Here is a 17,586-nt window from a genome sequence, read left to right as displayed (position 1 = left end):
CGCGTCATCCCGCTGACCGGTCAGCGCACTGCGTAATCAGCGACGATTCCCAGGAATATCGCCAGACCGGCCCAGTGGTTATGCAGAAACGCCTTGAAGCACGCGTCTCGCTCACGCTGGCGCGTGCTCCAGAACTCCCAGGCAAAACAGGCGGCGGCTACCAGCAGGCCCAAGAAAAAGCACAGACCGAGTTCGAACCGTGCACCCGCCAGCATCAAACATCCCAGCGCCAGGCTCTGTAGCGTCAGAATGATCACACGATCGGCGTCACCGAACAGTACGGCAGTGGATTTCACACCGATCTTCAAGTCATCGTCGCGATCCACCATCGCGTAGTAGGTGTCGTAACCGACGGTCCAGAGCAGATTGGCGATGTACAGTAGCCAGGCGGCGGCAGGCAGTTCGCCGGTTTCGGCGGTGAACGCCATCGGCATTCCCCATGAGAACGCCGCGCCCAGCACCACTTGCGGGTAGTACGTGTAGCGCTTCATGAACGGATAACAGGCTGCCAGCGCCAGGCCGCCGAAGGACAGCCAGATGGTTGTCGCATTGGTGAACAGCACCAGCACGAAGCTCAGCCCTACCAGCACCGCGAACAGAATCAGTGCCTCGCGACTGCTAACCTTGCCGCTGACCAGCGGGCGCTGCTCGGTGCGTTTCACATGACCATCCACCTTGCGGTCGGCGTAGTCGTTGATCACGCAACCCGCCGCCCGCATCAGGAACACGCCGACCACGAAGATCAGCACGTTCGCCACCGATGGCGAACCCTTGCCGGCGATCCACACTGCCCACAGGGTCGGCCACAGCAACAGATAAATACCGATCGGCTTGTCGATTCGCGTTAGCTGGATGAAGTCCCAGATACGCGGATTCAGACGATTCAACGATTTGAGCAGCGACAGGTACATCAGGCTTGTTCCTCTTTCTGGATCACGCTCATGAACGACGGCAGGAAAACTTCGGCAACCAGCACGCTCAACGGACCGCGACTGAAGCGTGAGCGACGCGCCCAGAGGCCTTCGGTTGAATCGGCGGGAGGCAGCCGGTTTTCAGGGTAGCGACACACTTCAAGCTGGCCCCGGTCGAACGCAGGGTCACTGAATAGCAGTTCGCCCAGTGAGCGCGAACCCAGCGCGTCCATCTGCAGGCCACCTTTGCTGAGGGCACTGCGGTCTGCCACGCTGCGAGCAAAGACCCAGCGGTTGCCGTTGCCCAGCAGATAGACTTCGCGCACCCAACCCTCGCTGGCCTTGGGCAGCGCCAATGCCACGCATTCATCATCGCGTAATGGCTGCCAGCCTTCGAACAGGGGAATGACGCTGAATCCTCCGTCGGACAGACGGTCCAACCGACGGGTCAGGGAATCCTGATTGAACAGCCAGTCGAGAATTACCGGCTCGGGCGCATCGATCAACCGGTCGCGCTCAAGCCAGACTGGCGTCGTAAAGGCGGGGTTTTGCTGGGTCACGGTAAGCATGCGTCGGCAGTTAACGGGGGCGCGAGCTTATCATGATTGCCCGGCTCGACAGACGCGGGGCAAACAGTCGGTGATATAAACGGACTTGCATCCGGGCCTGTCGATCAGTACAACGCCCGTTCAAGCGGCAACGACCGCTGCGCCAACATCCAGCCTGATTAACGAGAGTACCGAACCATGAAAAAGTGGCAATGCATTGTCTGCGGCCTGATCTACAACGAGGCCGATGGCTGGCCGGATGACGGTATCGCGCCGGGTACGCTCTGGCAGGACGTGCCTGAGGATTGGCTATGCCCCGACTGTGGCGTCGGCAAGATGGACTTTGAAATGATCGAAATCGGTTGATTCACCTGACTCGGGAAACCGTCATGAGCGCACCTGTCGTCATCATCGGCACTGGCCTTGCGGGCTATAACCTCGCACGGGAATTTCGCAAGCTGGACGGGGAAACGCCCCTGTTGTTGATAACCGCCGATGACGGCCGGTCTTACTCCAAGCCCATGCTGTCTACCGGATTCGGCAAGAACAAGGAAGCCGACGGTCTGAGCATGGCCGAGCCGGGTGCCATGGCCGACCAGCTCAAGGCCGAAGTACGTACACACACGCGCATCAGCGGCATCGATCCGGGCCACAAGCGTCTGTGGATCGGTGAAGAGGCTGTCTACTATCGGGATCTGGTCCTGGCCTGGGGGGCCGAGACGATTCGGGTGCCTGTCGAAGGCGACGCCGGTGATGCGGTGTTCCCGATCAATGACCTCAAGGATTACGCACGCTTTCGCGCTGCCGCTGCGGGCAAGCGTCGGGTACTGATCCTCGGTGCCGGACTGATCGGCTGCGAGTTTGCCAATGACCTGATGCTGGGTGGCTACGAAGTGGACCTGGTCGCGCCTTGCGAGCATGTCATGCCGACCCTGCTGCCAGCCGCTGCTGCGGCCGCAGTGCAGAGCGGGCTTGAAGGGTTGGGTGCACGGTTTCACCTCGGACCGGTGCTCACGCGTCTGCAACGCAGCGCTGAGGGGCTGCAGGCGCAGTTGTCCGATGGTCAGACGATCGAATGCGACCTGGTGGTGTCCGCCATCGGCCTGCGTCCGCGAATCGAACTGGCCGCCGCCGCCGGATTGCAGACCGGGCGTGGCGTGCTGGTCGACCGCTATCTGCAAACGTCTCACCAGAACATTCACGCCTTGGGTGACTGCGCGGAAGTCGATGGCCTGAACCTGCTTTACGTCATGCCGCTGATGAGCTGCGCACGGGCCCTGGCTCAGACGCTGGCCGGCACACCGACCGCGGTGAAGTACGGTCCGATGCCGATTACCGTCAAGACGCCGGCTTGTCCGCTGGTGGTTTCGCCACCGCCACGCGGAATGGAAGGGACCTGGAGCGTCGAAGGCCAGGGCGCGGATATCAAGGCGTTGTGTCACGACGCTGACGGCCAGTTGCTGGGTTATGCGCTGACCGGTGCCGCCGTTATGGAAAAACTGGCCTTGAACAAGGTTTTACCTGCGTTATTGGCATAATTTCGCGTCGTTTTGTCGGATAGAGCACTTATTTGTACTCATAAAGGTTGTTCATGTACTGGCGCGCCTTACGTCGGCGTGCCATCCTCGCTCTCGTCTGCCGCTACGTAGAGCCGTCGCGGCGCCTTGTTACTGTTTGCCATAAGCAGTGCGGGACATAAAAACAAAAACCGTAAAAGAGGCTTCATATGCGTAAACCTGATATTGCAGCCGCCATTGCTGAAAAGGCGGACCTGACCAAAGAGCAATCCAACCGCGTTCTCAATGCCATTCTTGAAGAAATCACCGGCGCACTGCACCGCAAGGACAGTGTCACTCTGGTGGGTTTCGGCACGTTCCTGCAACGTCACCGTGGGGCCCGCACTGGCAAGAATCCGCAAACGGGTGAGCCGGTGAAGATCAAGGCCAGCAACACCGTTGCCTTCAAACCGGGAAAAGCGTTGAAAGACAGTGTAAATCCTTGATACCGGCGGTTCGCCCCGGCGGGTGGCGAACGGTCAAAGCACGGGCACACCGAGCGTATCGGGTGCCCGTTTTTTCATGGGTAGCCTCGGCAGCGTCGTGAACCCTGTCGTTGTGTTTGCAGTACGAATCTTCCTACCTGATTTCGGTTATTTACCTTCTCAACGTCCAGTTTTGCCTGACTTCTTCTTCCTGTTCATTCCCTTAAAGTCCTGCCCCCGCGGCCCTTTCCGGTTTGCGGTGTTGAACATCAACTTTGGGAAGATATAAATGAACAAGCTATGGAAGTCTGCTGCCGTCGCAACCCTGATCGCCACCACGGCAGGATGCGTGAGCTATAACGTAAGTCAGCCGACGGCACCGCTGGAAGGTTCGGTCAAAACCGACCTGAAGGCTGACGTCAAAGTGGGCGGAGTCATCAGCGGTGAATCCTCCACCAACATTCTGTTCAACTTCCTCAGCTTCGGGGGCGACACCCGTTTCGCAGACGGCGTGGCCTACGGCGGTACGAGTGGCGGCGGCCTGGGCCTGGCGCTGCCGGACCCTGTCTCCACCACCAAGGCTGCAGCAGCTTACAAGGCTGTGAAGTCTTCCGGTGCCGACCTGATCGTCGCGCCTCGTTATGAAGTCAGCGTCAAGGACTACTTCATCTTCAAGCAAGTGGGCGTGAAAGTTACAGGTAACAAAGGCAGCATCAACAGCATTCGCTGATCCGCCTGTCCAGACGCTGTCCATAAAATGGGCAGCGTTCATGCTCTCTGAACTCTGCAGTGATATGCGTCGAAAACAGGAAGTTTCCTACAGAACCAAAGCGAATAACCCGTTACACTCCCGCGCCGATTCAAATGATCGGTTCAAACTATCGCTGAGGCTGTTGCATGAAATTTCGCTTTCTACTCTGGATGCTGGGTCTGTTGATGGGCCGCGCCAGTCGCAGCAATCCTGCTTTCCAGCAACAACTGGCGGGCAAGGATCTGACCTTCCAGTTGCAAACCGCCGATGGAAAGGTGGCTCGTCATTTTATCGTCCGCGATCAGCGTATCAGCAGCCTCAAGGGTCTGGTCGCCGAGCCTGCCTTTGCCATTTCATTTCGTGACGCCGCGTTCGGTTTCGAGACTCTCCAGGCCAAGAACAAACAACTGGCATTCATGAAGGGCATCCAGGACAAGGACATTCAGATCAAGGGCAATCCGGCTCTGGTGATCTGGTTCCAGGGCCTGACCAAGTACCTCAAGCCCAAGAAGAAAAGCCACTGATCAAGGCAGTTGCAGTCCACCCGACGCCTTGTGAAGAACGCGTAGGTGATCGCCCATCTGCTTGAGGTTGGCTTCGTTCGCGGCGATCTCCCTGGCGCGCTCGGGGTCCAGCAAGGCGCGCACTTCCTTATCCAGATCACCCGTCAGGCGCTTGAGTTGCTTCTGGCGCTGGCTGCTTTCGCTTTCAAGCATTTGCCACTCGGCTGTCTGCGGCAGACCGTAACCTCTGCTGCCTAGCAACTCGGCGGGGCGGCTGAGAAATCCGCTGCTGGCGAGCAATTCCTGTAACGTGCCAGTCGCTTTCGAAACGCGCCCGTCCTTCTGTTCACGGGCACCCAGATAACTCTGCTTCACCTCATCCTGTGCCAATAGCAACTGGCGGCGCAGGCTGGCCTGTTCCAGCAACAAAATGGCGGCGCTGGTGCGCAGGTCGGCTTTGTCGAACCACTGGCTGCGCTCGCTGGCCGGCAGGCTCATCCAGTCTTCCACTGTGGTCTGTTTGATCGGCAGGTGCTTTTTCAGCACCTCGAACATCGCTTGATAGCGGTCGCGATAAGAATCGAACCGGTAACCCAGGCGCAACGCTTCCTTTGGGTCATCCAGCACGCTGGTGTCGGCGAGACCGCGTCCCTTGAGCACTTCCAGCAGGCCGTTGGGCAAGATGCTGTCCAGACCGACCAGCTTCGGGTTGTGCGTACCGCTGCGCAGCAGCTTGAGGTTTTCAACCGCGCAATTGTTCGACAGGAAGTAGTAGTTGCCGTCGTAGCTCCAGTGCATTTCGGCGGCGTGCTGAACCAGTCCTTCGATTTCAGGACGCGACAGCTTGATCGGCACCGACGCCAGGCTGCGCAATTCAGTCTTGGTGTATTCGTCGATCACCTGCGCCAGCGGCAGTACGAACAGTCGCGACGGGTAGGCGCCCATCAGGCCATCCCAACTGGACAGTTGCACGTCGCCGACAAATGCTCGGTAGGACAGGACCAGATGCTGGTCCAGATCGAGACGGCAATCCGGGCCACGAGGACGGCCTGGCTTGCAGATCACCAGACGCAGCATGCTGTGCCCCCAGCGGCTCACCCAGTTCTGGTTAGCCTCGGCCAGCAGGTAATCGACCGCGTAGACCCGCTCCGGATCCAGCTTGCCCAGCGGTTCGCGACCGAAATCGCTGCCGGCGTTCAGGTACGGGTAAAAGGTCGGGCAGGTGTCCTTTGCAGCAGGTGCCCAGCCGAAACGTTCTTTGTAATAGGCATATAACGCTGGGCGACGACAGGCATAGGCCGGGTCGAGCAGGAAATATTCCATATTTACGGCGACGAATTCGAGCGGGCTGGTGGTTTCGTAGATGTCCGGACTGCGTGCCACCTGGCCATTGTGTTCTTCTCGTTCGCCACGTCGCCCTACGTACTGAGGCCAGCCGGCAAGGTCCAGCAGGCGAGGGTCATCGCTCAGGGTAAAGCGGCGTTCGGTCTGACCCCGACAATCGTCGGGCAGCCCGATATTGCCCAGCGAGCTGTTACGGCGCGAACAACGCACGAGGGTGGCTCGTTCGGCGTCGGACCACAGGCGGGCGCGGTCATAAATGTGCGTCAGTTCATGCAGAACCGTGGCGAGCATCTCCCGGCGCACGGTGCCATGCGGGCGACCGGTCTGCGTGGTTGCGGCAGTGCCGTCGGTCAACGAAGCCAGCAGGTGGGTGTTGAGATACAACTGATAAGGCCCGGCGGCCTGGCCATAGGCGTTTTGCGGCATGTCGCTGGACCAGCTCACGGCGACGCGGCGATCCAGCGATTCAATGAAACGTGGCGGCAGAGCACGCATGGCTTCATCGATCAGCGTCTGGCTGGCCTGCCGTTGGACTGCATCGAGGCCGTCGGTCTGCAGTTCAAGCTTCAGGCTGGCTGAAGCATATGTCCCGACCAGCGACAACGCGCCAGCAAGCAGCCAGACGCCAAGGCGCCTCACAATGCGAGGATTGCTTCAGCCAGCGTCTGGTCGCTGGCATTGCGTGCTTCCGGCAGGCGGGTGCGCAGCGTATCGAAGGCGGCATCGAGTTGCGCGCCATGAATATCGCCACCGCTGGCAACGTAGCTGGCGGCATCGTCCTTGGCCTGAATCACGACCTTGGAGTCGCGAATCGATGTGGTGGTGTCAGAAGTGAAGTCGATGGAGCGACCGAACGCACGGACAATGATGTTGCTCGTTGCGACAACGGTCTGGGCCTGGGCAAGGTCGGCCATCAACAGCAGGCCAAGAGAAACAGCAATCAGCGGCGTACGCATTTTAATAACGTCTCCAGTTACGCAGAGGGGGCAAAGTGGCTATTGGACGAGGATTGCCTGCGCCAGTTCAAGGTCGCTGGCACGAAGTTTTACGTGGGACTGGCGCAAAATGCGCAACGCTGACTCGAGCCGGGCACCCCGGATCTGACCTTCCGTGGCGACAAATACCGCGGCATCGTCCCGGGCCGCCATGACCAGCTTGTTATCGAACGGCGAACTGCTGACCTGACTGGTCGCATACCCGGTCTTCACCAGGCCTTGCGTGGTGCTATCGAACGCATGAGCCGGGTTGGTCCAGATCAGACTGGTGAGGAGAACAATCAGAAAAGAGTGCAATGAACGCATGGCTTTCACGAACCGGCAAAACAGGCGTCAAGGCTAGCGCAATGCTCTAGCCAGAGCTACCCCGGCCTGCCCGCTGCCGGGGCGTTGCTCATCAGATCGCCAGAATGGCTTGAGCCAGTTGGGTGTCGGTGGCATGCAGCTCAGGCATCTGCTGGCGAATGTGCTGGAGCGCGCCCTCAAGTTGAGCGCCACGGATATCGCCCGCACTGGCCACGAAGCTGGCGGCATCGTCACGTGCTGCGCGGACGATCTTGTCGTCCTTGAACGAGGAGGAGACATCCGACGTGGCATCGGTGGAAGCCGCCACAGCGCCGACCACTGTGTCGGTGGTTACGATGAAGCTGGAAGCCTGGGCGCTTGCGGCAGCGGCGGTCAGCAGAACGGCTGCACCAAAGGTACGTAGCAGAGACATGGTCGAATTCCGTCAGAGTAGGGTGGTAGCTGAAGTTGCGGTTGGCACAGGCTGTCTGCGAGGCCGGTCTGGCGCCCAGCCTATATCAGCGCTGACCGGCTTGCTATTGCGATAAGGTACCGAAGCGCTGCACGGTGTACATGAAATGGTAACTGTACTTGCCATTCTCTGTAACATTTAAACTGTACTTGTTCAGCGTCCAGATCTGTCTCGCAGAAATGACAAAACCCGATTCAGTCTCCTGAGTCGGGTCTTGTATGAAGCAATTCGGGTTGCTGGCGGGGACTTCAGCAGTCTGGGGCCAGCGGGCGCGCAATTAGCGCCAGAACGGCTTGCTCAGCTCTTCGTAACGCTGGGCTTCGCTGATACCTGCATCGGCCAGCAAACGTGCGTCAAGGCGAGCCAGTTGATGGCGGCTGGAAAGGCGACGCTGCCAGAGCATCAGGTTGGCGAACATGCGCAGAGGCAAAGAAGCTTTTGCGGTGGTGGCGGTGCTTTCGCTGAACAGATCGGAACTGATTGTACGTTCCATGGTGTGACTTCCTTCCGCTTGTGGCGGGATAAGTGAGTTGCTTGACTGGTGCCCATTCTCCTCTCGATTGGCCAGCCCCTACAGACACAGTTCATTTGTATTGTGAGGGTTCAGTTAACTGTTTATAGGCACTGTTTTGTTCGTTATTGGGGCAACTGTACCGGTCAGCACCTTAATGGTGCATTTCGGGCGGTGAGTCGATGGTTTTCACCTTTCAAGACGCTTTTATGACCGGTACAGCAGTACAGTTTTTTCAAGTAAAGGGTTTGCTTGGCGACAGTAGGCAAGAAAGTGCCTTGCTCACTGTTAACTGTCCTATTCAGATCGGCAGCATTCGACCGGTTTCCTCCATATTAATGTGCCAACTCAGAGCTTCGCGCAGGAGATGAGGTGTATGTCCGCCTTTCTCGCAAGCGGCGTCGAAGTAGGTGTTCAGTGCTTCCTGATAATCCGGATGGACACAGTTGTCGATGATCACTCGCGCACGCTCTCTCGGCGCCAGGCCACGAAGATCCGCCAGGCCCTGCTCGGTCACCAGAATGTCGACGTCGTGCTCGGTGTGATCGACATGACTCACCATCGGCACGACGCTGGAAATCGAGCCACCTTTGGCGATCGATTTGGTTACGAAGATGGCCAGATGAGCGTTGCGCGAAAAGTCTCCCGAGCCACCGATCCCGTTCATCATTCGTGTGCCGCACACATGGGTCGAGTTGACGTTGCCGTACAGATCGAACTCCAGTGCGGTGTTGATCCCGATGATGCCCAGCCGGCGAATGACTTCCGGATGATTGGATATTTCCTGCGGGCGCAGCACCAGCCTGGATTTGTAACGGTCGAGGTCGGCGAACACCTGAGCATGTTTGGATGCCGACAGCGTCATGGAACTGCCCGAAGCGAAGCTCAGCTTGCCGGCGTCGAACAGATCGAAGGTAGAGTCCTGCAAGACCTCGGAATACATGGTCATGTCATGGAAGGGGGAGTCCAGCAGACCGTGCATCACCGCGTTGGCGATGGTGCCGATACCTGCCTGCAGCGGCATCAAGGTGTTGGTGAGTCGTTCTTCGCGCACTTCCTGCTTGAAGAACTCCACCAGATGCTGAGCAATGGCCTGGGTTTCCACATCCGGCGGCAGTACCGTTGACGGCGAGTCGGGCTGATTGCTGATGACGATGCCGACAATCTTGGCCGGGTCGATTTTCACCGCGTGACTGCCGATACGCGAATCGGCTTCCAGCACCGGAATCGGCAGGCGTGTGGGGCGATAGCTGGGAATGTAAACGTCGTGCAGTCCTTCCAGCTCCAGCGGCTGGGCCAGGTTGATTTCGACGATCACCTGTTTGGCGAGGATGGCAAAGCTGGCCGAGTTGCCCACCGATGTGCTCAACACCAGATGGCCTTCCTCGGTGATGGCAACGCACTCGATGACGGCCAGGTCCACGGCCTTGATCTGTCGGTTACGCAATTGCTCGACGGTATCGGACAAATGTTGATCGATGAACATGACCGTGCCGTCGTTGATGGCGCGACGTAGTGTGCTGTCGACCTGAAACGGCATGCGCCTGGAAAGCACGCCGGATTCGGTCAGTTGCTTGTCCAGGTCGTTGCCCAGGCTGGCCCCGGTCATCAGGCTGATCTTGAGCGGCGTGAGCTTCGCTCGTTCAGCCAGTGCATGGGGAACGGCTTTGGCTTCACCTGCACGGGTGAAACCACTCATGCCGACGGTCATGCCATCTTCGATCAGGGCGGCGGCGTCGGCGGCGCTCATTACCTTGCTCATCAGGGAGGGCAGGCGGATACGGTCACGGTACATGGATTCTTTCTCGGAGGTTGAGACGAGCGACAAGTCTAGAGAGTCGGACTGTGTTCGTCCCGCTACCATGGTCGCATTGGAGGGCTCTAATTAGCGGGTCTCGGTGCAAAACACTGTTACGCGAAATGCAAAAAGCCCCGGTCGCAGCGCGAGCGGGGCTGTGCTGAGGCAGGTCAGGCTAGGCGTTATCGACCGCCTTCACCATGTCCTCGATCACCTTTTTGGCGTCTCCGAACACCATCATGGTTTTATCCAGATAGAACAGTTCGTTATCCAGGCCCGCATAGCCACTGGCCATGGAGCGCTTGTTGACGATGACGGTCTTGGCCTTGAACGCTTCGAGAATCGGCATCCCGGCGATCGGCGATTTAGGATCGTTCTTGGCTGCCGGATTGACCACATCGTTGGCACCGAGCACCAGCACGACGTCTGCCTGGCCGAACTCGGAGTTGATGTCGTCCATCTCGAACACCTGGTCGTAAGGCACTTCGGCTTCGGCCAGCAGTACGTTCATATGACCGGGCATCCGTCCTGCCACCGGGTGGATGGCGTACTTCACGGTCACGCCATGGTGCACCAGCTTTTCCGTCAGCTCCTTGAGCGCATGCTGCGCTCGGGCTACCGCCAGACCGTAACCCGGTACGATGATCACAGTGTCGGCGTTGGTCAGCAGGAACGTCGCATCGTCGGCAGAGCCAGACTTGACCGGGCGTGCTTCCTTGGCGCCTGCAGGACCGGCTGTATCGGTCGCACCGCCAAAGCCACCGCCAATCACGTTGAAGAACGAGCGGTTCATGGCTTTGCACATGATGTACGACAGGATCGCGCCGGAAGAGCCGACCAGCGAACCGGCGATGATCAGCATCGAGTTGTTCAGCGAGAAGCCGATACCTGCCGCCGCCCAGCCTGAATAGCTGTTGAGCATCGACACCACGACAGGCATATCGGCCCCGCCGATCGGAATGATCAGCAGCACACCGATCACGAAAGCCAGCGCAAGCATGATGGCGAAGGCCGCAAGGCTGCCGGTGAACATGAAGGTCAGGCCGAAGAACAGTGTGGCCAGACCCAGAATCAGGTTCAGCTTGTGCTGCCCGGCGAACTGTACCGGCGCGCCCTGAAACAGACGGAATTTGTATTTGCCCGAGAGTTTGCCGAACGCAATGACCGAGCCTGAAAAAGTGATCGCACCAATCGCTGCGCCCAGGAACAGCTCCAGACGATTGCCTGCCGGAATGGCGTCGCCTAGATGAGCAACGATGCCCAGCGACTGCGGCTCCACCACCGCTGCAATGGCAATGAAGACCGCAGCCAGACCGATCATGCTGTGCATGAAGGCCACCAGCTCCGGCATCTTGGTCATCTCGACGCGCTTGGCCATCATCGAGCCAGCCGTACCGCCGATCAGCAGGCCGACCACGATGTAGCCAATGCCTGCGCTGGTGCCTTCAGCCGTCGACAGCGCTGCCAGTTTGAACACCAGGCCGATCGTGGTGATGATGGCCAGCCCCATGCCGAGCATGCCGAACAGGTTGCCGCGACGCGATGTGGTGGGATGGGAAAGCCCTTTGAGCGCTTGAATGAAGCAGATCGAAGCGATCAGATACAGCAGGGTAACCAGGTTCATGCTCATGGTTTCTGCACCTCATCCTTTGCCTTGGGCGCTTTCTTCTTGAACATTTCCAGCATGCGTCGGGTGACGAGAAACCCGCCGAACACGTTGACGGCTGCCAGTGCTACGGCCAGCGTGCCCATGGTTTTACCCAGCGGCGTGACAGTCAGGGCCGCGGCCAGCATCGCGCCTACGATCACGATGGCGGAGATGGCGTTGGTAACGGCCATCAAGGGTGTGTGCAGCGCGGGTGTCACGTTCCACACCACGTGGTAGCCAACATAGATGGCCAGCACGAAAATGATCAGGTTGTAGATGCCGGGGGAGATCAACTCTTCCATTGGTGTTTCCTCAGCCGTTCTTGCGGATGACGTTGCCGTCGCGGCACATCAGGCACGCGGCGACGATGTCGTCTTCGAGGTTGATCGAGAAAGTGCCGTCCTTGTCGAACAGCAGTTTCATGAAGTCCAGCAGGTTGCGGGCATAGAGTGCCGAGGCATCGGCTGCAACCAGTGCGGGCAGATTGGTGTGGCCGACGATGGTCACGCCATGCTCGACCGTCACCTGATCGGCCGCGGTGAGTGGGCAGTTGCCACCTTGCGCGGCCGCGAGGTCGATGACCACCGAGCCGGGTTTCATCTGTGCCACGGTCTCGGCGCTGAGCAGCACCGGTGCCTTGCGGCCTGGGATCAGCGCGGTGGTGATCACGATATCCGCCAGTCTGGCGCGCTCATGCACCGCCACGGCCTGCCGCTGCATCCAGCTGGCAGGCATGGGGCGCGCATAGCCGCCGACACCTTCGGCGCATTCGCGCTCCTCATCGGTCTCGTAGGGAACATCGATGAATTTGGCGCCCAGCGACTCGATCTGCTCCTTGACCGCCGGACGCACGTCGGACGCTTCAACCACCGCGCCCAGTCGTTTGGCCGTGGCAATGGCCTGCAGTCCGGCAACGCCAGCCCCGAGAATCAGTACGCGCGCAGCTTTGACCGTGCCGGCGGCTGTCATCAGCATCGGCATGAAGCGCGGGTAATGATGAGCGGCAAGCAGAACTGCCTTGTAACCGGCGATGTTGGCTTGCGAGGACAGCACATCGAGACTTTGCGCCCGTGAGGTGCGCGGAGCTGCCTCAAGCGCAAAGGCGGTAATACCGCGCTCGGCCATTCTGGCGATGTTCTCGCTGTTGAAAGGGTTGAGCATCCCGATCACGACTGTGCCGCTCTTTATCAGCGAGAGCTCGTTGACGTCGGGGGCGACGACTTTGAGGATCAGCTCGCTCGCGAACGTATCGCTTGCTCCGCCGATGCTGGCGCCTGCGGCTTCATAGGCACTGTCCGGAACGCTGGCATGAATGCCCGCCCCGCTTTGCACCGTGACCCTGTGCCCTTGGCTGATCAGCTTCTTGATGGTTTCCGGGGTGGCAGCTACCCGGCTTTCACCTGACTGGGTTTCGAGAGGAACACCAATGTGCACGACAGAATCTCCTGCGCGATCTTTATCGTTCGTAAATAGGCCAGTGCACTACGGCTGGTGCAACTGGGATGGCCGATCAGCACGCGCCCTGAATACAGGGAGCGCCGCATTTTGCAGGCGAAGCCGAGGGGCTTCAATAGATTCTGTAACGAGACTGAAAATTAACTACAAGTCATCCTGTGACCTAATGTCGCAGTTTTTCAGTTAAGACCAATGAATACGGTGCTCTTGGCGAAATCCCTGTGGAAAACAAGGGGATCCGGATTTTTGAGCCGACATCGTGTGTCAGGTGCATAAAACCCTAAAAGTCCCATGGATAAAGGCCTTCAGGCGAATTTCATCGAACATGGCAAGTTTCGTTTTAAGCGACATAAGCTTACATCTGTAGGTAATACGCAGCCTAGACTACTTTTTAGGCGCGTGGCTCAAGGCCTTGCGGTAGGCAGCCTGTAGCCATTTGCTTGCTCGATGAGCCAGTCGCGAAAAGCGCGCAGCGAAGCTGATTCGATTTTTCGCTCCGGAATCATCAGGTGATAAGCCTTGTCTCCTGGTAACGAATGGGCGTTGGCAATCACCAGGCGCTTTTCATGCAGTTCACGCTGAATCAGAAAGGGCGGAATGAGCGCGATGCCCATGTCATGCATCGCAGCCTGCGCCAGCATCGAGAACAGCTCGTACCGAGGCCCCGTCATGTCGCGCGCCACGTTCAGGCTTTGGGCATTGAACCACTGCCGCCACGCGTAAGGGCGGGTGGTTTGCTGGAGCAGCGGCAGCTGTGCCAGTTCGTCCGCAGCAAGGATCTCACGACCGTCCATGAAAGAAGGGCTGCACACCGGCATGGAATTCTCGCTCATCAGTCGATGGGCCTGAGTGCCGGACCACTCGGCATCACCGAAGTAGATGGCGGCATCGAAATCGGTATCGGCGAAAAGAAACGGTCGCGTGCGGTTGGTGAGATTCACCGTGACCTCGGGGTGCTTGTGCTGGAAATCCTTCAGGCGAGGCAGCAACCATTGCGTACCGAACGTCGGCACGACGGCCAGCTCAATCACGTTCACGCCTTGTTGACCCATGATCGAAAGGGTATCGCGTTCTACTGCATCCAGTTGCAGGGCAACGCGACGGCTGTAGGAAAGCCCGGCTTCTGTCAGCTTGACTCCACGTCTTGAGCGTCGGAAAAGCTCCACGCCCAGAAACGCTTCCAGGCCACCGATCTGTCGGCATACCGCGCCTTGGGTCAGTGACAGTTCCTGCGCGGCTTTGGTGAAGCTCTCATGGCGGGCGGCCGATTCGAAGCTGATCAGAGCGGTCGTGCCAGGGATTTTGCGCCTCATGTACCGTGTCCTCACTGATTGTGGCTTTAATCGGCCGGATATCGCATTACGGAGTGAGAAATTAGCACAACAGCTTGAGGATTCCTCGTTTGTCGGTGGGTCGATCCGAGTCTAGGATCAACGGCACAACATTCAGGTATACGTGAGGGCGAGTTATGAGCGGCAAGGCGAGTTTCAACTGGATCGATCCTCTTTTGCTGGATCAGCAACTCACAGAAGAAGAGCGCATGGTTCGTGACAGCGCCGAGCAGTTCGCCCAAAGCAAGCTTGCCCCGCGCGTACTCGAAGCCTTTCGTCACGAACAAACCGATCCGGCCATTTTCCGCGAGATGGGTGAGATGGGGTTGTTGGGTGCCACGATTCCGGAGGCATTTGGTGGCAGCGGCCTGAATTACGTTTGCTATGGCCTTATCGCGCGGGAGGTTGAGCGTATCGACTCTGGTTACCGCTCGATGATGAGTGTGCAATCGTCGCTGGTCATGGTGCCCATCAATGAATTCGGCACTCAGGCCCAGAAGGAGAAGTACCTGCCCAAACTGGCTTCTGGTGAATGGATTGGCTGTTTCGGCCTGACCGAGCCCAATCACGGTTCCGATCCTGGCGCCATGATCACCCGTGCCAAGCGAGTAGAAGGTGGTTATCGCCTGACCGGCAGCAAGATGTGGATTACCAACAGCCCGATCGCCGACGTATTTGTAGTGTGGGCCAAGGATGATGCCGGTGACATTCGAGGCTTCGTTCTGGAGAAGGGGTGGGCAGGGCTGAGCGCTCCGGCGATTCACGGCAAGGTCGGACTGCGTGCGTCCATCACCGGCGAGATCGTCATGGATAACGTGTTTGTGCCTGAAGAGAACATCTTCCCCGATGTGCGCGGGCTGAAAGGGCCGTTCACCTGCCTGAACTCGGCACGCTACGGGATTTCCTGGGGTGCGCTCGGAGCCGCCGAGTTCTGCTGGCACACGGCTCGTCAGTACACGCTGGATCGTCAGCAATTCGGTCGGCCTTTGGCGGCCAATCAATTGATCCAGAAAAAGCTCGCCGATATGCAGACCGAGATTACTCTGGCACTGCAAGGTTGCCTGCGTCTGGGGCGCATGAAGGATGAAGGCACTGCAGCTGTGGAAATCACCTCGATCATGAAGCGCAATTCGTGCGGCAAGTCTCTGGATATCGCACGCATGGCGCGGGACATGCTCGGCGGTAACGGAATCTCCGATGAATTCGGCATCGCTCGCCATCTGGTCAATCTGGAAGTGGTGAACACTTACGAAGGAACGCATGACGTGCATGCACTGATTCTCGGGCGTGCGCAGACCGGCATTCAGGCCTTCTATTAAGGAGGGCGGAACATGGGCGCGCTTTCTCATATTCGGGTGCTGGATTTGTCGCGTGTACTGGCCGGTCCGTGGGCGGGGCAGATCCTTGCCGATCTTGGTGCGGACGTCATCAAGGTCGAGCGCCCGGTGTGTGGTGATGACACCCGTTCGTGGGGGCCGCCGTTCCTTCGCGACCTTGCTGGAGAAAACACGACCGAGGCAGCGTATTACCTGTCTGCCAATCGCAACAAGCAATCGGTCACCATCGACTTCACGCGTCCTGAAGGGCAGAAGCTGGTACGAGAACTGGTGGCCAAGTCCGATATCGTCATCGAGAACTTCAAGGTCGGCGGGCTGGCGGCTTATGGTCTGGATTACGAGGCACTCAAGTCCGCCAATCCCCGGCTGATCTACTGCTCCATTACCGGATTCGGTCAGACGGGGCCCTACGCAAGGCGAGCGGGTTACGACTTCATGATCCAGGGGCTGGGCGGATTGATGAGCCTGACAGGTCGGCCCGATGGCGACGAGGGCGCTGGACCGGTGAAAGTCGGTGTAGCGTTGACCGACATTCTGACCGGGTTGTATTCGACTACGGCCATTCTTGCTGCGCTGGCCCATCGTGATCAAAGCGGCGTGGGGCAGTACATCGATATGGCGCTACTGGATGTGCAGGTTGCCTGTCTGGCCAATCAGGCGATGAACTACCTTACAACGGGCGTGGCGCCCAAGCGCCTGGGCAATGCTCATCCCAACATCGTCCCTTATCAGGACTTTCCTACCGCCGATGGGGATTTCATTCTCACGGTAGGCAATGACAGTCAGTTCCGAAAGTTTGCCGAAGTGGCAGGGCAGCCGCAGTGGGCAAGTGATCCTCGGTTCCTGACCAATAAGCTGCGGGTGGCCAACCGTGCCGAGTTGATCCCGCTGATTCGTCAGGCGACGGTATTTAAGACAACGGCTCAATGGGTCGACGAATTGGAGGCGGCAGGCGTGCCTTGCGGGCCGGTCAATGACCTGGCGCAGGTGTTTGCCGATCCGCAAGTATTGGCTCGCGGCCTGGCTGTCGAGCTGCCGCATGCGTTGGGCGGGCGTGTCGCTCAGGTGGCAAGCCCTATCCGATTGTCCGAGACGCCGGTGGAATACCGGCGCGCACCTCCTTTATTGGGGGAGCACACTGCTGAGGTTCTGCAGACGCTTCTGGGTATGAGCAGTGATGATGTCAGCGCTTTGCGAAACGCCGGCGTGCTGTAGCTATATAAGAAGCCACCGCTAAAGCTCTCCTCTATATAGCTATAAGGCCCGGATTCACTAATTTCTGCTTATTTGAAAATAACGGTTGACGCGCCCGGTGAGGTGTCTATAATTCGCCCCACTTCCGGCGCAGACGGAAACGAAAAAGCCTTGCGATTCAATGAGTTACAAGGGTTTGGTCGGGTCGGTCAGCGAGGAAGTCGGTCGGTTTTGTTGGAATCGACAGCGGTGAGAAAAAAGAGTTTGACACGCGGTTGTAACGCTGTAGAATTCGCCTCCCGCTGACGAGCAACGCAGAGTTGGCCGCAGCGCAAGTGATTGAAGTTGATCAGGAAACTTGAAAAACTTCAGAAAATAATCGCTTGACAGATACACAGGGCGCTGTAGAATGCGCGCCTCGGTTGAGACGAAAGGCTCAACCCACCGCTCTTTAACAACTGAATCAAGCAATTCGTGTGGGTGCTTGTGGTGTCAGACTGAAGTCAACAGATTATCAGCAAC

At 58.5% G+C, this 17,586-nt stretch carries 19 protein-coding genes; 7 read left to right on the top strand and 12 right to left on the bottom strand.

Annotation, left to right across the window (positions count from 1 at the left end; all coding sequences use genetic code 11):
• Positions 1 to 20: 20 nt before the first annotated feature.
• Both ubiA and BZK31_RS12465 read right to left on the bottom strand, forming a co-directional pair.
• Positions 21 to 911: a 4-hydroxybenzoate octaprenyltransferase gene (ubiA, locus tag BZK31_RS12470; RefSeq protein WP_083183127.1), complete on the bottom strand. Its 891-nt coding sequence runs from the start codon at positions 909 to 911 to the stop codon at positions 21 to 23.
• Positions 911 to 1,471 carry a chorismate--pyruvate lyase family protein gene (locus tag BZK31_RS12465; protein ID WP_083183182.1) on the bottom strand — a complete coding sequence of 187 codons (561 nt, stop codon included), beginning with the start codon at positions 1,469 to 1,471 and terminating at the stop codon, positions 911 to 913. Before BZK31_RS12465 ends, ubiA begins: the two co-directional genes overlap by 1 nt.
• A gap of 186 nt (positions 1,472 to 1,657) precedes the next feature.
• Between BZK31_RS12465 and BZK31_RS12460 the strand changes: the two genes are divergently transcribed.
• The 5 genes from BZK31_RS12460 (at position 1,658) to BZK31_RS12440 (ending at position 4,715) form a co-directional block, all read left to right on the top strand.
• The gene (locus tag BZK31_RS12460; protein WP_002555879.1) at positions 1,658 to 1,825 is read left to right on the top strand and encodes a rubredoxin; all 168 of its coding nucleotides are present in this window, start codon (positions 1,658 to 1,660) and stop codon (positions 1,823 to 1,825) included.
• Between the two features lie 23 nt (positions 1,826 to 1,848).
• Positions 1,849 to 2,997, top strand: coding sequence for an NAD(P)/FAD-dependent oxidoreductase (locus BZK31_RS12455; RefSeq protein WP_083183124.1), 1,149 nt, complete (start codon positions 1,849 to 1,851; stop codon positions 2,995 to 2,997).
• A 188-nt stretch (positions 2,998 to 3,185) separates the two neighbouring features.
• Positions 3,186 to 3,461: an HU family DNA-binding protein gene (locus tag BZK31_RS12450; RefSeq protein ID WP_025262535.1), complete on the top strand. Its 276-nt coding sequence runs from the start codon at positions 3,186 to 3,188 to the stop codon at positions 3,459 to 3,461.
• Positions 3,462 to 3,729: 268 nt separating this feature from the next.
• A complete protein-coding gene (locus tag BZK31_RS12445; RefSeq protein ID WP_083183122.1) occupies positions 3,730 to 4,170 on the top strand; it encodes a hypothetical protein in 441 nt (146 codons plus the stop codon).
• Between the two features lie 167 nt (positions 4,171 to 4,337).
• A complete protein-coding gene (locus BZK31_RS12440; protein ID WP_083183120.1) occupies positions 4,338 to 4,715 on the top strand; it encodes a helicase in 378 nt (125 codons plus the stop codon).
• On the opposite strand, the gene BZK31_RS12435 is transcribed toward BZK31_RS12440, so the two are convergent.
• The 10 genes from BZK31_RS12435 to BZK31_RS12390 all read right to left on the bottom strand — a co-directional run bounded on the left by BZK31_RS12435 (position 4,716) and on the right by BZK31_RS12390 (position 14,515).
• A complete protein-coding gene (locus BZK31_RS12435) occupies positions 4,716 to 6,677 on the bottom strand; it encodes a DUF7844 domain-containing protein (protein WP_083183118.1) in 1,962 nt (653 codons plus the stop codon).
• A complete protein-coding gene (locus BZK31_RS12430) occupies positions 6,674 to 6,994 on the bottom strand; it encodes a DUF2388 domain-containing protein (RefSeq protein ID WP_083183117.1) in 321 nt (106 codons plus the stop codon). Before BZK31_RS12430 ends, BZK31_RS12435 begins: the two co-directional genes overlap by 4 nt.
• Before the next feature lie 39 nt (positions 6,995 to 7,033).
• Positions 7,034 to 7,339: a DUF2388 domain-containing protein gene (locus BZK31_RS12425; RefSeq protein ID WP_083183114.1), complete on the bottom strand. Its 306-nt coding sequence runs from the start codon at positions 7,337 to 7,339 to the stop codon at positions 7,034 to 7,036.
• Positions 7,340 to 7,430: 91 nt separating this feature from the next.
• Positions 7,431 to 7,751, bottom strand: coding sequence for a DUF2388 domain-containing protein (locus BZK31_RS12420; RefSeq protein WP_083183112.1), 321 nt, complete (start codon positions 7,749 to 7,751; stop codon positions 7,431 to 7,433).
• Between the two features lie 316 nt (positions 7,752 to 8,067).
• A complete protein-coding gene (locus BZK31_RS12415) occupies positions 8,068 to 8,283 on the bottom strand; it encodes a DUF1127 domain-containing protein (RefSeq protein ID WP_083183110.1) in 216 nt (71 codons plus the stop codon).
• A gap of 319 nt (positions 8,284 to 8,602) precedes the next feature.
• Complete coding sequence (locus BZK31_RS12410) at positions 8,603 to 10,096, bottom strand: acetyl-CoA hydrolase/transferase family protein (RefSeq protein WP_083183108.1); 1,494 nt, start codon at positions 10,094 to 10,096, stop codon at positions 8,603 to 8,605.
• Positions 10,097 to 10,274: 178 nt separating this feature from the next.
• Positions 10,275 to 11,729, bottom strand: a complete 1,455-nt coding sequence (locus tag BZK31_RS12405) for an NAD(P)(+) transhydrogenase (Re/Si-specific) subunit beta (RefSeq protein ID WP_083183106.1) — start codon at positions 11,727 to 11,729, stop codon at positions 10,275 to 10,277.
• Positions 11,726 to 12,049, bottom strand: a complete 324-nt coding sequence (locus tag BZK31_RS12400; RefSeq protein ID WP_004881581.1) for an NAD(P) transhydrogenase subunit alpha part 2 — start codon at positions 12,047 to 12,049, stop codon at positions 11,726 to 11,728. The genes BZK31_RS12405 and BZK31_RS12400 overlap by 4 nt, the downstream gene beginning before the upstream one ends.
• A gap of 10 nt (positions 12,050 to 12,059) precedes the next feature.
• Positions 12,060 to 13,181 (bottom strand): Re/Si-specific NAD(P)(+) transhydrogenase subunit alpha, encoded by a 1,122-nt coding sequence (locus BZK31_RS12395; protein WP_083183104.1) that lies wholly within the window; start codon positions 13,179 to 13,181, stop codon positions 12,060 to 12,062.
• A gap of 425 nt (positions 13,182 to 13,606) precedes the next feature.
• Positions 13,607 to 14,515, bottom strand: a complete 909-nt coding sequence (locus tag BZK31_RS12390) for a LysR family transcriptional regulator (protein ID WP_083183103.1) — start codon at positions 14,513 to 14,515, stop codon at positions 13,607 to 13,609.
• A gap of 155 nt (positions 14,516 to 14,670) precedes the next feature.
• Between BZK31_RS12390 and BZK31_RS12385 the strand changes: the two genes are divergently transcribed.
• Both BZK31_RS12385 and BZK31_RS12380 read left to right on the top strand, forming a co-directional pair.
• The gene (locus BZK31_RS12385; protein ID WP_083183101.1) at positions 14,671 to 15,852 is read left to right on the top strand and encodes an acyl-CoA dehydrogenase; all 1,182 of its coding nucleotides are present in this window, start codon (positions 14,671 to 14,673) and stop codon (positions 15,850 to 15,852) included.
• Positions 15,853 to 15,864: 12 nt separating this feature from the next.
• Positions 15,865 to 17,085, top strand: coding sequence for a CaiB/BaiF CoA transferase family protein (locus tag BZK31_RS12380; RefSeq protein WP_083183099.1), 1,221 nt, complete (start codon positions 15,865 to 15,867; stop codon positions 17,083 to 17,085).
• The last annotated feature ends 501 nt before the right edge of the window (positions 17,086 to 17,586 follow it).

This window comes from Pseudomonas floridensis (assembly GCF_002087235.1).
GTDB classification, from domain to species: domain Bacteria; phylum Pseudomonadota; class Gammaproteobacteria; order Pseudomonadales; family Pseudomonadaceae; genus Aquipseudomonas; species Aquipseudomonas floridensis.
The sequence above is the reverse complement of the archived record's forward strand: the minus strand, read 5'-3'. Positions and strand labels throughout refer to the sequence as shown.

What these genes read in the sequence shown, in the direction of transcription:
- ubiA (WP_083183127.1), bottom strand. Translation starts at nt 911, where the DNA reads ATGTACCTGTCGCTGCTCAAATCGTTGAATCGTCTGAATCCGCGTATC.
- BZK31_RS12460 (WP_002555879.1), top strand. Translation starts at nt 1,658, where the DNA reads ATGAAAAAGTGGCAATGCATTGTCTGCGGCCTGATCTACAACGAGGCC.
- BZK31_RS12455 (WP_083183124.1), top strand. Translation starts at nt 1,849, where the DNA reads ATGAGCGCACCTGTCGTCATCATCGGCACTGGCCTTGCGGGCTATAAC.
- BZK31_RS12450 (WP_025262535.1), top strand. Translation starts at nt 3,186, where the DNA reads ATGCGTAAACCTGATATTGCAGCCGCCATTGCTGAAAAGGCGGACCTG.
- BZK31_RS12445 (WP_083183122.1), top strand. Translation starts at nt 3,730, where the DNA reads ATGAACAAGCTATGGAAGTCTGCTGCCGTCGCAACCCTGATCGCCACC.
- BZK31_RS12440 (WP_083183120.1), top strand. Translation starts at nt 4,338, where the DNA reads ATGAAATTTCGCTTTCTACTCTGGATGCTGGGTCTGTTGATGGGCCGC.
- BZK31_RS12430 (WP_083183117.1), bottom strand. Translation starts at nt 6,994, where the DNA reads ATGCGTACGCCGCTGATTGCTGTTTCTCTTGGCCTGCTGTTGATGGCC.
- BZK31_RS12425 (WP_083183114.1), bottom strand. Translation starts at nt 7,339, where the DNA reads ATGCGTTCATTGCACTCTTTTCTGATTGTTCTCCTCACCAGTCTGATC.
- BZK31_RS12420 (WP_083183112.1), bottom strand. Translation starts at nt 7,751, where the DNA reads ATGTCTCTGCTACGTACCTTTGGTGCAGCCGTTCTGCTGACCGCCGCT.
- BZK31_RS12415 (WP_083183110.1), bottom strand. Translation starts at nt 8,283, where the DNA reads ATGGAACGTACAATCAGTTCCGATCTGTTCAGCGAAAGCACCGCCACC.
- BZK31_RS12410 (WP_083183108.1), bottom strand. Translation starts at nt 10,096, where the DNA reads ATGTACCGTGACCGTATCCGCCTGCCCTCCCTGATGAGCAAGGTAATG.
- BZK31_RS12405 (WP_083183106.1), bottom strand. Translation starts at nt 11,729, where the DNA reads ATGAGCATGAACCTGGTTACCCTGCTGTATCTGATCGCTTCGATCTGC.
- BZK31_RS12400 (WP_004881581.1), bottom strand. Translation starts at nt 12,049, where the DNA reads ATGGAAGAGTTGATCTCCCCCGGCATCTACAACCTGATCATTTTCGTG.
- BZK31_RS12390 (WP_083183103.1), bottom strand. Translation starts at nt 14,515, where the DNA reads ATGAGGCGCAAAATCCCTGGCACGACCGCTCTGATCAGCTTCGAATCG.
- BZK31_RS12385 (WP_083183101.1), top strand. Translation starts at nt 14,671, where the DNA reads ATGAGCGGCAAGGCGAGTTTCAACTGGATCGATCCTCTTTTGCTGGAT.
- BZK31_RS12380 (WP_083183099.1), top strand. Translation starts at nt 15,865, where the DNA reads ATGGGCGCGCTTTCTCATATTCGGGTGCTGGATTTGTCGCGTGTACTG.